The following is an 11250-nucleotide window of genomic DNA, read 5'->3' as shown; positions in this document are numbered from 1 at the left end:
AAAATTTTTGATGTGGCGGTCGGGAAACCAACCTCATCTTAACAGTTTAGGAGGCTTTTTTAATACCACGCTGGAAGCTCTCCAGAACCCCTAGCATAGCTAGGGGTTTTCAGAACATACAAAAAAAATAAAAAGCCTGCAAAGGCTTTTTACTACAATCAATTTTCTACAAAAACAGCTTCAAAAATAAAATCATCATACAGATGTCGGGTAACAGAATACTCAAATGGCGTTCCGCTTGTTAAGGATACCACCTTTTCAACCTCTATCATGAACTCGCCCCGTTCTATCCCTAAAATTTTGGCATCAAACTCTGTCGCTTTGTCTCCTTTGATCCAAATGTGCGAAGCCTTTATTTCAAGTCCTAAATCTTGTGTAATGTATGAATACACCGATTTCTGCAGATGTTTAGGCTCTAATCCGGGGATCGTAGATAGCGGCATGAATGTCTGTTCAAGTGAGTAGGGCTTATGATCGATGAACCGACTACGAACAATATTGTAAATATACTCTTTCTCACCGATTTTCAGCATATCCTGCACTTTTTTTGAGGGGAGTTCAATGGAAAAGGTGTGAATTTCCGAATGGACATGCTCTTCACCGACAACACTGAATAATCCGTCACTCGGTCCAAAAACCTTCGAATTATCAATTGGCTTCCGTAAGACTTCTGTCCCAAAACCGCTGCGGCTATGCAGGATTCCTTCTGATACCAATAGGTCCAACCCCTTTTTCACCGTCAGCTTACTGGTATCATATTTCTTCGCCAGTACTTCTCCTGACGGTAATTTTTCCCCAATTTGATAGATATCCTCTTCGATTTTCTTCTTGATATCTATGTAGACTTCCATATATTTTGGTAATTTTTTCATCTTTTTCTCTCCATATCCTGACAATAAAACTATACTCTATTATATACCTTTATTTCTTTTTTTCAATACCTATCCGACATAACACATCCTTTTAAAATAAAATTATATACTTTTAATTAAAACTGTTTATTTTTAGTTTTTTTGATGGTATGATACTTCTTGAGAACGAAGGAGGGCAATCATGAATAAACAGACATTAACATTTCCCGAGAATTTCTGGTGGGGCTCGGCATGGTCTGCGGAACAATCAGAAGGACGCGGAGAAACCGGAAAAGCAGAAACTGTTTGGGAACGCTGGTACAAACAAGAGCCTTACCGTTTCTATAATCGAATCAGCTCAGAAACAACGACGGACCATATTCACCGCTACAAGGAAGATGTTCAGCTAATGAAAAAGACTGGGCATAATTCCTTCCGTGTGTCGATTTCGTGGGCAAGAATGTTTCCAAATGACGGGACAGGAGAAGTCAATCCACAGGCCATTGCTTTTTATCGTGACCTGTTTTCTGAAATGACTAAACAAGGCATCAAGGTTTTCGCAAATCTTTATCATTTTGATATGCCTGCAAAGCTGCAGGATAAGGGAGGCTGGGAATCTCGTGAGGTTGTCGACGCCTATGTCCATTTTGCCGATACCTGTTTTAAGGAGTTCGGAGACTTAGTTTATCACTGGTTTACATTTAACGAGCCTCTTGGACCTATTCTTGGAAGCTATCTTGAAGACTTCCATTACCCGAATATCATCGACTTCAAACGCGGTGCTCAAGCAGCTTTCTTCACTATTCTGGCACACGCAAAGGCAATCTCTGCACATAAAAAACGACAGCTGCAAAGTAAAATAGGTGTTATCCTAAACCTTAGTCCGACATTTCCAAGAAGTCAGAATCCAGCGGATGTACAAGCCGCAGAGCTAGCTGACCTGTTTTACACACGAAGCTTTCTCGATCCAATGGTAAAAGGTGTCTTTCCAGAAAAATTGACGCTGCTCTTAGATGAGTATGGACAACTGCCAGAGGATATCACAGAAGAGGACTTGAGAATCATCAAAGAAAACACTGCCCAAATCCTGGGTCTGAACTACTATGAGCCTCGTCGAGTAAAAGCACGTCTGGGTGCCATCAATCCGAATGGGCCATTTCTCCCTGAATGGTTCTTTGAGAACCATATCATGCCGGGACGTAAGATGAATGAGTACCGTGGTTGGGAAATCTACGAAAAAGGTATCTATGATCTATGTATGGATATCAAAAACAACTATGGAAATATCGAAGCGTTCATTTCTGAAAACGGTATGGGGGTTGCAGATGAAGAGCGATTCATGGATGAGAACGGACAGGTGATCGACGACTACCGGATCGCATATATCCAAGACCATTTGGCTTATTTATGGAAAGCTATTCAAGAGGGCTGCAATATCAAGGGCTACCACTTATGGACCTTCATTGATTGCTGGTCATGGATAAATGCCTATAAAAACCGCTATGGGTTGGTTTCACTAGATTTGCCTACTCAAAAACGAACAATCAAAAAAAGCGGCGAGTTCTATAAACGTCTCAGTGATGCGAACAGCTTCGACTACGACGTCGATCTGCTGGTTTGACATTGTAGGACTATACAGTAAAAAAAGCCTTAAGAAAAGACTGTTTCTGTGTAGTGCCCCCCAAAAAGTCAGACTTTTTGGGGGCACTACACTGTCTCCCTTAAGGCTTTTTCATATTCATTTATTTACTATTTCAATTCTTTCCCAGTATTTTCAAGATAGATAGTAATGTGCTCTTTCTCTGTATTTTCAATAACCAGCTTTTGCAGATACTGGAAGAGCATCAACAGCCAGACAAATGCAATCAAAAATGAAACCAGCTCAAAGGCTGTCAGAGAAAAATAGTGCACGCCCTGAAAAAGAACAACTGTCAGAACAAGCAGTCCCATGATCACATAAGAAGTTACTTTAAATTCCTTGGTAACCTTCGGCAACAGCCAATGCATGCCCACGATCAAGATAATGATCAAGTAAACCAAATTAGCCGCAACCTGGTTATGGATCACGCCATAAATCGAATCATCTTGATAAGGAAATGCTCCGACACCTCCAAGGTTCAATGCTACCAGAATCAATAACCAGCGTAGAATTGTCAGCTTGATTCCGCTATATTTTTGTTTGAGATTGACGAATAAATAATCGATCAATGCAATCATCAAGACTGCTGACAAGATCAAGGTCAAATTGAACTGCCATCTACTCGTTGCCTCCACTGTTCCTAAGAAGCTAAAGTTATGCTGCCACCATTGCTTTTCCCGATTGGTCAGCATTGCACCTAACACACCGCCGACGATCACCAAAGTCAAAATATTGGTCAAAAGCATCGGCGACAGCTCCAGTACAACATAGATCATCAGATAGTTTATCACAGCCATGATCACAAAGAAAAATAACGTAGCAGTAAATAAATCAAAAGAGATTCCAGGGAACATGTAGCCTAACAATCTGAATAGAAAGAGTGAGCCCAGAAATAGAATAATCAGAAACGAGATCACTAATGCCGGAAAATTCCGCCAGTATAGAGCCTTCGCCTGTGAATGCGTCCGCCCTTTCTTAATACCTATAAATGTGATGATCAGAGTAAGAATCCCCGTCAACACCCCGACAGTACTAACCAGCTCACCAATCGAAGGACGGCCCACCAACGGTACATAGCTGTATTTCTTCAAATAAAAGAAAAGAAAGAATACGATTGTAGAAAGAATCGTCGGCAGTAAAAATCCTCTTAAAGAAATCGTCTGCCCTTCTACTACACCTTTCTGCTTTTTCCGTATTATCAGCTTACCGCTCTGGACATCCAAGTCCATTTCATTTTGTTGATCAAGATCGATTTCCTCCAGAATTTCTTTTGGCAGCTGAAACTCCTCTTGCTTTTTCATAATCGTCATTCCCCTTCATTCCAAACTTTTTCCCACGATTAAAGCTGTCCTGTCTTTCCCTCGAACAGTTATCGATTGCTCGCATATACTATTATGCTAAATGCACAACAAGATTTCTTTTGTCTATTCCATGAGGACGCAATACCGTCATCTAACAGGACTTATATAGAATAACGTTTGTGGCGAAATACTTCAAATGATTCAGCTGATTTTCCTGTTATTTATTCCATCACGCTCTTAATCAGCTATGACCTATCACACCCGCCCCCGCGACTTCATTCATTCCACAGAAATATTGTCCCTCTCTCGATGCCATCTTCTTTGTGAATTTCGTCATTCAAGCGTATACTTTTTGACATAAAGGAGGGAACTATATGTGTACAAGTATCACTTTAGAAAATGACCACTCAAACTACCTTGCAAGAACCATGGATTTTGGCTTTGAACTGGATGGAAAACCCGTCGTTGTTCCACGGCAGTATACCTTTACCCCGCAGCTGGGAGAAACCCTTACATTCCCCTATGGCTTTGTCGGCACAGGAAGAAAGCTGGGGGCCTATTTATTTGCTGACGGCGTCAATGAAAAAGGGCTGGCAATTGCTGAGCTTTATTTTCCAACAGAGGCAAGCTATCTTGAAGCCCCACTGCCTGAAACAACAGCCTTAGCTCCTCATGAGTTCATTATGTGGGTATTAGGAAATATCAGCAGTATCGAAGAATTGAAAAATAGAATCCATGAAGTGTCGATCCTAAATACAGAGAATCAGCTCTTAGGTGTTGTTCTACCTCTGCATTTTATTGTCGCTGATTCGTCCGGGCAGACTGTTGTTGTCGAAACACATGACAAAACTTTAACAATCAAAGAAAATCCTGTTCACGTGATGACCAACAGCCCACGTTTTGAATGGCATTTACAGAATCTGAACAATTACCTGTCCCTACAACCGCAAAATTTTCCGGCTAAAACCTTTGGCAAATTGTCGGCAGTTCCTTTCGGTCAAGGCTCTGGTACTTACGGTCTTCCAGGCGGATACACCTCTCCCGAGCGATTCGTACGAGCAGTTTATTTAAGGAATTATATAATCAGCACAGAAACAGCTGATGAAGCACTAACCGGTATTTTTCACATTTTAGATAATGTGACAATTCCTAAAGGCGTCAATTTGAAAAATGATGGTTCGACAGATTACACTCAATACAGAGCTGCTTTTGATACGAAGAATCAGCGCTATTACTTCAACCCTTATCATACACCGGAGGTATTCTCTCTCCAACTGACAGAAGCACTTTTGAACAGCCCGGCACCTATTGAATATGATGTACCAACCGGCTTCACTACAACATCACTGGGTGAATAAAAGAAATGGAGGAAACAAACTGGATCAAACCAGCCGTTTCCTCCATGTTTTTGGTTTCAACCGTAAAAACTGTTTATGGACTACACTGCAGCCCAACTCTTCTACCTATCCTACTCTCCCACAATTACTCACCATAAGCCTTCGGCAGCTTGAACAGTTGTTGTTCCTCCAGCTCCTTACCAATATGAAGCAGCAGGTCCTCTCGGCCCTTAGAAGCCATGAACTGAACGCCAAACGGCAAGCCGTTTTGAGTCACATGCATTGGCAGACTGATTGCTGGTTGGCCAGTCAAGTTGGCCAACTGAGTATATGGTGTAAAAGCCAAACCCTTTTCAAACATATCGCCAATCAACACTGCCAGCTCGGCTTCCTCCAGATTCTCAGCATCACGAAGAGCTGCCCGAATCTTATCACTTTGAAACTCCTGATCGATCCTTGGAGCCGCATCCGCGGCCGTTGGTGTCAGAAGCAGATCATATTCCGAAAACAGCTGTTCCATCATCAAAGCTGTCGAATCCCATGAATTCAGTGCCTGAATATATTTTTTTACCGGAATTGTTTCACCATATTTATAAAGCCCCCAGCTGGACAGCTCCATATCATTCATTGTCAGCTTTCGCGGTAGACTTTTCTGTATGCCATCAAACATCGCTGAAGTTTCAGCGCCATTCATCAGATAATAGCTCTTTATTAATTCCCTACCGTCAAAAGGCCAAACCACTTCCGTCAGCTCATGACCTAACTTACCCAACTCTGTCATCGTGTGCTTCAATGCCAGCTCTGCTTCTATAGAAACTGGTGTCCCTGCAGGAGAAGCAGACACAAAAGCAATCTTCAGCGGTCTATCTATTTTATGCTCCTGCCACTCGTCACGAGGCGGATGATACGGTGATGCCTTCTCATTGCCCCTCAGCGCATAAAAAAGTGTTTCTGTATCTCTCATGGAAACAGTAACTGCAAAGTCAACAGCCGCCCCTTGCCAGCCTCGATAGCCATTTGGTCCAGTCGGCATCGCACCTCTTGTCGGTTTTAACCCGATCAGTCCACAGAAGGCTGCCGGAATCCGAATCGAGCCGCCGCCATCACTTGCTCCGGCAATCGGGAACAGCCCGCTTGCTACCGCTGCTGCAGCCCCGCCGCTTGACCCGCCGGGAGAATGATCAAGATTCCAAGGATTCTTAGCAGATCCATAAAGTGCCGGATCCGTGATATTTTTAAAGCCAAATTCCGGCGAATTCGTTTGTCCTACTGGAACAAAACCGATATTTTCCAATCCTGCTGTAAAATTAGAAGTTCTTGAGGAACGATGTTCTGAAAGCAAACGGGACCCAAATGTACTTTTCCACCCAGCTTTTTCCTGACCAAGCATTTTCAATGGTATCGGCATCCCGGCAAAAGGCTGATTATCTCTCAAGGAATGGTTCTTTATTTTTTCAATCTGCTCATCCAGATTCCATTCAACTAATGCATTGAGTTCAGGATTTATTTTCTTCATCTTCTCATCCAACGCTTCATAATATTCAGGCAGACTGACTTCCTTTTGTTTGAATTTCTCTACCCAATAAGTTGCATCCTTCATTTTTATTGCTCCTTTCACAGTTGACATCGATTACTCAGTAACAGACATTTGTTATGGCTCCTTGTGAGTTTTATCTATTTTTCCTTCAGCATTGCGATTGCGCGTTTCACCCAATCAATGGCTGCATGACATTGACTCTCTCCATACATTACCGTCAACTCCCAATACTTCACTCGATCTGCATGTGCTTCTACAGCACCGTAATGCACGATAGATTCTCGAATAGACTCAAAGGAATCAAGTTTTTCAAGACACTTCTCTTTAAAATCATAAAGCATGCTCAGCAGTTCTTCTTTAGGCATTTCTCCCGCTAGAAAGACGCGCATCAGAAAAGCGCTTCGCACAGTTATAGTCTTTTCAATATCTGCTTCTGAAGCTGAAAGCCAGTTCTGCAGCTCATGTTCCCCGTCTTCAGTCAATGAGTATACGCGCTTATTCGGCTTGTCCGTTTGAACAACTTCTTCACTGGATAGCCAGCCCTTTTCCTCCATCGCAGTAAGCTCGCGATAAACCTGACTGGTCTGTGCCTGCCAAAAATGTGCAAGAGAACGCTTGAAGGAACGATCCAATTCATAGCCAGTCATAGGTCCGGCATTCAATAATCCTAAAAGTCCATGTTTCAGTGACATAGCTACCTCCCATTTCCCGTTTATATTCCACAAGTTGAATATAATACAAAAAAAGCAATATGGCAAGAAATTTCTTGAACCATATCGCATGATTTTAGGCTCTCTCTTTTTATCAGCTTTCCCTGTCGATTCATCGTCATCTTTTAACAAGCAAGACTTTTCCGCTAGGTATTCACTAAAAATTATTGTAGCTTGGCAACAATGTCTTCAATCTCATATAAGCTTTCTACCGTCGCTGACTCATTCAGTAAATACCAGCCTAGAATACCTGTGATACCACTCGCAGTAAATATCGCTTTGATTTCACTGGTGCTATCAGCCGATAGCTCAGATAGAATATGCTGAGCCAGATATTGGTTGAATATCCCTTGAGAATCTGCGGTAAAAATCAGACGAAAAACTGTCTTATTTTCTGCAATATAACAAAACGTAAGGTTCAAGGAGGAGTACTCGCCGTGCTGACGCTCTTTACAATACAGAACAAGTAAATCGATCTGTTCATGAATGATTTTTTCCAGTAAGTCGTATTTATCCAAGTAGTTTAGATAAAATGTCCCTCGATTGATATCTGCCAGCTCACAAATTTCACTGACTTTTACTGCATTAAATTCTTTTTTGTTCAACAATTGAATCAGTGCCGCCTTGATAGCCATCTGACTTTTTCGTTTTCTTCTATCCAAATCCTCACCTCTGATTAAAACAATTTCGCTGTTTTGTCTGATACTCAACAAATCAGCGAAATCGTTGATTGTTCAATCCTGTTTCTCCCTTTACTATAATAAACAACAGACGATTAATCAACAACTGTTCATTAACGGAGGATAACTATATGAAAATCTTGATTTATGGTGCTGGAATCCAAGGAAGCTTTCTAGCCCATTCACTACTCAAAAACAAAAAGAACGAGGTAACTTTGCTTGCTCGAGGTCAGAGAAAAGCAGATTTAGAAGCTCACGGCTTAGTACTTAGTCATGAGCTTCAGAAAAGAAAAACACAGGACATTGTTCCGGTCATTTCAACCTTACAACCTGACGATTGGTTCGATTTGATTTTTGTCACGATGAAATACAGTGACTTTGACAGCGTAATCGAGCCACTAGCAAAAAATCGCAGCCAGACAATTATTTTTGTCGGCAATCAGATGAATGCCGACAAGCTGGAAAAAGCGATACTAGGTTTGAGCAATTTCAAAAAAAATATTCTATTTGGGTTTCAAAATACTGGCGGCACAAGAAAAAATGATGAATTTACAGTGCTTCGGTTTGGCAAGGGCAACATGAAAATCCAATCTCTAACAGGTAAAATATCTACTTCAGCCTTGTTAGATCAGGTATTCAACAAGACTGATTACAGCTGGAAAGAATATACGCAACTGAATGCTTGGTTGAAAAGCCACGGCGCGCTAATTATGGTGATGAACAGTCTTGATTATATTTTCGATAATGATACCAAGAAAATTCGTCGATCGAAGGAACTGCACTATGCAGCAGGAGCATACAAGGAAGCCTTTGCTGTTCTTGAAAAAAACGGCTACCCGATTGCTCCTAAAGCACAAAAATACTTTTTGGGACGCCCGATATTAGCAAAAATATTATTGAAACTACTATATCTGACACCTGTTATGAAGATGGCCGAAGGAAATTTCAAGGAGATCGCTGCAATCATTGAGGCTATGAACGAAATGAAAACGAAGACTGACTTGTCAACACCAAATCTTGATGCACTGACAGAAGCTGCCCTTAATCGTTACGAAAAATCACTTGCTTGATGCTGAATTTCTGCATATGAACGACACGTAATCAGTGATACATCTATTGGGCAATAAATGACGGGCTTGGTTGCACCCTCACACTTGTTGCCAAAGGCATGCCCAAAAATAAAAATAGGCTCATCTTTCAGATGTAAAGCAATTGGTCTATTGAGTATTGAGTGTCGAAAAAAACAGCTTCTGCAATGATTGCAGAAGCTGTTTTATGCTGTTAATTGCTGGACACAGTAACATCCATCCATATCAATGTTGAGTGAAGCTGCTGCTACTTTACAGTAAAGCGAATCATGACTCAGCTTTTATAACCTCAACCGTGATTCTATATTCGTATACAAAATCATCTTCTGAAATTTTTTTCTCTATACTGCTCGGCTCTTCCTTCATAGACGCAATAATCATTTTATCATCAGAAAAAACAGCATAGCCTAATCGTGTTCCATTTTTTTCTACAGGTCCTATTGCCGATATGAATGCACAATACTCCTTATCTAAATCAGCAGAAGAAGCATTGCTCACCGCAGTAGATGCGCTATTTGTCATATACTCATGCAATGTATTTCCATTTCTATAGCTGATTAAAAGAACCTTATCCTGATAGCTTTTTAAAACCAAACTCTTTTTATCTTGCGGATATTGCAGGAATACCTCAAAATCACTTTCCTTTTCATTAGGGATCACTCTTCGTCCTGACAGCTCTACATATAAAAGCTCCCCCTCAACATTACCTATTTCAAAGTATTGAATATCCTGCGCACCTTCATCCTCAAGTTCTTTTCCTAATTTTTCAGTTTCAGGAGTAAGAGCATCCCATGACAGCTGTTCAATTGTGATAGAAGGATCGATATCCTTTTTGGAAACGGTAAAAACAACGAAGCAGCTTACAATTAGAATCAGACTCGCAAATAGTATCCAGGTTCTTCTTTTCATATTAACCCCTCCTATTCTCAGCTCTTCCCTTGCATTCCCATTACCTACTGCAACCAAGCGCTCTGGCGGACAACAGTATTTAACTGTTTAATCCCTTACCGATCCGGACAATACGTTAAAGAAATAGCCCAAGCCAACAGCAAGCATGATGTGTCCCAACCCTGCTATCCCAGATATTGCTGCATGATCTGCATATCCCAGAACAGTCATCGTTCCATGAACTAAAAGCATCATCAAAGTCATCCCTAAGCCGACGTTATAGCAGACAAAAAACTTCTTATAGTTTTTATGTGCTGTTAACTGAAAGTTTTTTTCCAACAGCAAAACAATCAAGAAGAAAAACATGCCTAAAATCAAGGTATGAGTATGAGTTACACTCAACTGTGTCACACCTGTAAAATCATTCAGCTTTGTAAATTCTCGATAGTATACACCAAATATCAGTCCCAAAATCATGTAGATCATACTGACCCGTACTATTTTTTTCATCTAATTGTCCTTCTTCCATTCTTATTATTTGATTCCTTTGAGCAGCCAATTTGCTTTATAGGAAAAATCATTGAGAAGCTCGCCTGTTCCCCAGTCATTGGCTATGAAGCTTGCCAGTGAATCAATGACCAAGTCTCTAATAAAATACAGAAAACTAATGGCTTCAGCTTCATCCTTCATCTTAAATGCGTTCAACTGCAGCAGGTTCCTCCATTTTATAGCCAATGGAGAATCTGCTGATAGCGGCATTCTTTGGTACAGTTCAGTATTTTCTCCCTTTATCAACAGCTTGATCCCCTTCCAATGAGAACTATCATGGGGCAATTCACTACAATAAACCAAAAATTGACTAATTCCTCTAAAAAAATCGTGCTTATTGCATTCAATATACGTTAGGACATCCTGATGGATCAATCCAGATATCTTGCTGCTCATATATGTATGTGCATCTTCAAGTGTTGAAAAATATTTATAAAAGGCTGCGCGAGAAATCTTTGTTTCTTCGACAATACGAGCTACCTTCACTTGACTAATGTGTTGATCGCAAAAAATATCCAGGAGCACTTCTTCGATCATCAAGCGTTTTTCTTCCGGTAAATTAAAGAATGTTTGTTTTGGCATCTTCCACACTTCTCTCTGGTCATTTCAATATTCCATCAGAAGGAGTGACACTTCGTCACCCTTTATCAAGTTAAGCATATCATGAAAG

General features: G+C 40.9%; 11 protein-coding genes. 3 read left to right on the top strand and 8 right to left on the bottom strand.

Annotated elements, in window-relative coordinates:
• Positions 1-158: 158 nt before the first annotated feature.
• Entirely contained in the window at positions 159-872 is a 714-nt protein-coding gene (locus I6N96_RS14195; protein ID WP_209558207.1) for a GntR family transcriptional regulator, read from the bottom strand.
• 181 nt (positions 873-1053) lie between these two features.
• Between I6N96_RS14195 and I6N96_RS14190 the strand changes: the two genes are divergently transcribed.
• Positions 1054-2472, top strand: coding sequence for a glycoside hydrolase family 1 protein (locus I6N96_RS14190; RefSeq protein WP_209558206.1), 1419 nt, complete (start codon positions 1054-1056; stop codon positions 2470-2472).
• 128 nt (positions 2473-2600) lie between these two features.
• Here the strand turns inward: I6N96_RS14190 and I6N96_RS14185 are convergent, their stop codons facing one another.
• Positions 2601-3791 (bottom strand): DUF998 domain-containing protein, encoded by a 1191-nt coding sequence (locus I6N96_RS14185; protein ID WP_209558205.1) that lies wholly within the window; start codon positions 3789-3791, stop codon positions 2601-2603.
• A gap of 374 nt (positions 3792-4165) precedes the next feature.
• On the opposite strand from I6N96_RS14185, the gene I6N96_RS14180 reads away from it, so the two are divergent.
• Positions 4166-5149 (top strand): choloylglycine hydrolase family protein, encoded by a 984-nt coding sequence (locus I6N96_RS14180; protein ID WP_209558204.1) that lies wholly within the window; start codon positions 4166-4168, stop codon positions 5147-5149.
• Between the two features lie 124 nt (positions 5150-5273).
• Here I6N96_RS14180 and I6N96_RS14175 read toward each other — a convergent pair whose 3' ends face one another.
• From I6N96_RS14175 to I6N96_RS14165, 3 genes are all read right to left on the bottom strand, one after another.
• Positions 5274-6728, bottom strand: coding sequence for an amidase (locus I6N96_RS14175; protein ID WP_209558203.1), 1455 nt, complete (start codon positions 6726-6728; stop codon positions 5274-5276).
• A gap of 74 nt (positions 6729-6802) precedes the next feature.
• Positions 6803-7357 carry a PadR family transcriptional regulator gene (locus I6N96_RS14170; RefSeq protein ID WP_209558202.1) on the bottom strand — a complete coding sequence of 185 codons (555 nt, stop codon included), beginning with the start codon at positions 7355-7357 and terminating at the stop codon, positions 6803-6805.
• Positions 7358-7539: 182 nt separating this feature from the next.
• Positions 7540-8037, bottom strand: coding sequence for a TetR/AcrR family transcriptional regulator (locus I6N96_RS14165; RefSeq protein ID WP_209558201.1), 498 nt, complete (start codon positions 8035-8037; stop codon positions 7540-7542).
• 149 nt (positions 8038-8186) lie between these two features.
• Between I6N96_RS14165 and I6N96_RS14160 the strand changes: the two genes are divergently transcribed.
• Positions 8187-9125 (top strand): ketopantoate reductase family protein, encoded by a 939-nt coding sequence (locus I6N96_RS14160; RefSeq protein ID WP_209558200.1) that lies wholly within the window; start codon positions 8187-8189, stop codon positions 9123-9125.
• Between the two features lie 285 nt (positions 9126-9410).
• Here I6N96_RS14160 and I6N96_RS14155 read toward each other — a convergent pair whose 3' ends face one another.
• The 3 genes from I6N96_RS14155 to I6N96_RS14145 form a co-directional block, all read right to left on the bottom strand.
• A complete protein-coding gene (locus tag I6N96_RS14155) occupies positions 9411-10052 on the bottom strand; it encodes a hypothetical protein (RefSeq protein ID WP_209558199.1) in 642 nt (213 codons plus the stop codon).
• Positions 10053-10139: 87 nt separating this feature from the next.
• Entirely contained in the window at positions 10140-10541 is a 402-nt protein-coding gene (locus I6N96_RS14150) for a DUF2871 domain-containing protein (RefSeq protein WP_209558198.1), read from the bottom strand.
• A gap of 24 nt (positions 10542-10565) precedes the next feature.
• Positions 10566-11162, bottom strand: a complete 597-nt coding sequence (locus I6N96_RS14145; protein WP_209558197.1) for a TetR/AcrR family transcriptional regulator — start codon at positions 11160-11162, stop codon at positions 10566-10568.
• Between the last annotated feature and the right edge of the window lie 88 nt (positions 11163-11250).

This window comes from Enterococcus larvae, assembly GCF_017830045.1.
Classification (GTDB): Bacteria; Bacillota; Bacilli; order Lactobacillales; family Enterococcaceae; genus Enterococcus_L; species Enterococcus_L larvae.
The sequence above is the reverse complement of the archived record's forward strand: the minus strand, read 5'-3'. Positions and strand labels throughout refer to the sequence as shown.